We start from the raw sequence: 2815 nt of genomic DNA on the forward strand, positions 1-2815 counted from the left end.
GTGAGTGGGACGTGAACTTGAATGATGTCACAGCCACGGGCCCATCGTCCGTCGGGCCCGTCGACACGTTCGAGGGGGGCACTGTGTTGATTCTTGGATATGGTTCGATTGGGCGAGCAGTCGCTTCTCGGCTTGCGCCTTTCGGCATTCGCGTCGTTGGAATTGCCCGTCACCAGCGGCCGGACGCCGAGACGATGGAAGCCCTGCCCAAACACTTGGCCGAGGCGGACGCCGTGGTCCTGCTGCTTCCACTTACTGCGGAGACCGAGCATATCGTCGATGCCGATTTTCTCGCGAGAATGAAACCCGGTTCGATCCTCGTGAACGCGTCGCGCGGCCGGTTGGTTGATACCGCGGCACTGCTGGCGGCGCTCCACCAGCGACGAATCCGGGCGGCTCTGGACGTGACCGACCCCGAACCGCTTCCACTCGGTCATCCTCTTTGGCAGGCGCCCAACCTGATGATCACACCCCACGTGGCTGGGGCGGTAATGAGTTGGCGGCTGCGCGCTTATCGTTTGGCCAGCGAGCAGTTGCGATGTTATGTCGCGGGCACGCCGCTGCGGAACTTGGTTTCGAGGCAGGCAAAAAATGCATTACACGGGAACGACATCGAATGAGTCCTCAAGAACAAACCTTTGTGAAACATCCACTGGCGGCTTTCTCTGACGCGCTGGATGCGGGCAGCATACGCATCGTTGATCTCACGCACGCGCTGTCGCCCGCTTTTCCAACCTTGGCGTTGCCTCCTCAGTTTGGTCAGGTCTGGCCTTTCAAGCTGGAGAACATTTCCAGATATGACCAAGCTGGACCGGGTTGGTATTGGAATAACTTTTCGTGCGGCGAGCACACAGGCACCCACTTCGACGCGCCTGCTCACTGGATCACAGGCAAGGACCACCCCAGCAACACCGTTGACACAATCGCGTGCAAGAACTTTGTTGCCCCGGCGGCCGTGGTGGATGCCAGTGGCGAGGTGGCATCCGATCCGGATTGGCTACTGACCGTCGAATTCCTCGAAGAATGGGAAGCCAGTAATGGGCGAATTCAAGCCGGAGCATGGCTTGTATTCCGTACCGACTGGTCCAAACGCATCAGCGACCCTCTTTCCTTCCTCAACTTCCAGGAAGATGGAGCCCATACTCCGGGGCCGACGCAGGCTGCAGTAGAATGGCTGATCCACAATCGCAACATTCATGGCTTTGCAGTTGAGACGATCAATACTGACGCGGGGCAGTCTTATAAGTGGCCGGTTCCATACCCCTGTCATACCCTGATGCATGGTGCCAACCGGTATGGTCTACAATGCCTGAGAAATCTTGACCAATTGCCCCCGACTGGCGCCCTGATTTTTTCGGTTCAACAATAAACGAAGTGCGCGTCGTAACGTGATGACGACGATGATTTTACAAGGAGTGGTCAAATCGGTCTGATGAGCAGTAGTGAATCTGTTTTATCAGGAGTGCCGAAATGACCACGCGAGAATTGTACCGAGCGATCGGTGTTGGTGGGTATGAGCCATCTGGGTGTTGGCGCAAAGAGGGAGTATTTTTTCTCCGCATGGAAGCGCCCGAGTCGTGCTATCGGTGTCGGAAATGCGGCAATCGAGATGTCATATGCCGGGGGACGTTTGACCGCACGGTCCATGCGCCGCCGATTGGCATGGACAGAACGCAGCTCTTCATCAAGGCCCCTCGGCTGGAGTGCAAGCAATGCGAGCAGGTGTTGAATGCGGTGCTGCCGAACGTCGTCCCTTTTTGCCAGTACACGAAGAGCTTTGCCCGGTTGTCGATCGACCTGCGAAAGATGATGACGACTCTTGACGTGGCGCGGTATCTCGGGGTGAGCGAAACGATGATTCGCAGCATCGACAAAAAGTATCTCCAGAAAAATTTCGGCAAACCTCGGCTGCGGGAACTGAAGATCATTGCCGTCGACGAAATCTACGTTGGCCACAAGAAGAAGTTCCTTACGATCGTGATCAACTGGGAGACCGGTGCGATCGTTTTCGTGGGCGAAGGAAAGGGCGAAAATGCCCTGAAACGCTTTTGGAAACGACTTCGCGGCTCGCGGGCCAAGATCCAAGCCGTGGCCACCGACATGTCGAGTGCGTACTACGCGGCGGTGATGAAAAACCTTCCGCAGGCGAAACACGTCTTTGATCGGTTTCACATCGTCAAGCTGATGAACGAGAAGCTCACCGAACTTCGCCGTGCTCTGTATCGCGAGGCCGAGGGAATGGGCAAGGCCGTTTTGAAGGGCATCCGCTGGCTGCTGCTGAAGCATCGTGACAATCTCGATGATTCAAAGGATGAACGCACTCGACTGATGAATGCCTTGGCTTTGAATCAACCACTGCTGACGGCGTACTACCTCAAAGCGGATCTCAGTCAGCTCTGGCAGCAGCCTGACAAAGCTGCGGCGGGGCGGTTCCTCACGAGTTGGTGCAATCACGCTCGCGAGTCCGGGATCAAAGTGCTGATGACCATGGCGAAGACATTGCAGGGGCATCGCACGGGAATTCTGAACTGGTACGACTTTCCAATCTCCACCGGCCCACTCGAAGGGATCAACAACAAAATCGGTGCTCTCCAGAGAATGGCTTATGGCTATCGAGACATCCAGTACTTCACCCACAAGCTCTATGCACTACATCTCGCTAAGTTTGCACTCATTGGTTAGTTATGCCATTTCATCCCGCGCACTTCGTTTATCGTTGAGCCCAAATTGCGACAGAATTGCTCGCAGCGGCGGGCGCTGTGTACTACATGGATGTGCCGTTAAATACCGATCGCATGCTGGCTTACTTCGATAC

At 55.8% G+C, this 2815-nt stretch carries 3 protein-coding genes; all 3 read left to right on the top strand.

The genetic code is table 11. The features are described 5' to 3' along the window. Window positions 1–620: NAD(P)-dependent oxidoreductase (locus WCJ41_RS21235; protein WP_336907833.1), on the top strand; the 620-nt coding region annotated here is incomplete at its 5' end. Then, window positions 617–1369, top strand: a complete 753-nt coding sequence (locus WCJ41_RS21240) for a cyclase family protein (protein WP_336907834.1) — start codon at window positions 617–619, stop codon at window positions 1367–1369. The genes WCJ41_RS21235 and WCJ41_RS21240, both read left to right, overlap by 4 nt. A 191-nt stretch (window positions 1370–1560) precedes the next feature. Beyond that, a complete protein-coding gene (locus WCJ41_RS21245; protein ID WP_336907835.1) occupies window positions 1561–2682 on the top strand; it encodes an ISL3 family transposase in 1122 nt (373 codons plus the stop codon). Window positions 2683–2815: the final 133 nt, after the last annotated feature.

The sequence above is a fragment of the Aestuariivirga sp. genome, from assembly GCF_037139295.1.
GTDB lineage: Bacteria > Pseudomonadota > Alphaproteobacteria > Rhizobiales > Aestuariivirgaceae > Aestuariivirga.

Coding starts and splice junctions, on each gene's coding strand:
- WCJ41_RS21245 (WP_336907835.1), top strand. CDS start 1,561: ATGGAAGCGCCCGAGTCGTGCTATCGGTGTCGGAAATGCGGCAATCGA.
- WCJ41_RS21240 (WP_336907834.1), top strand. CDS start 617: ATGAGTCCTCAAGAACAAACCTTTGTGAAACATCCACTGGCGGCTTTC.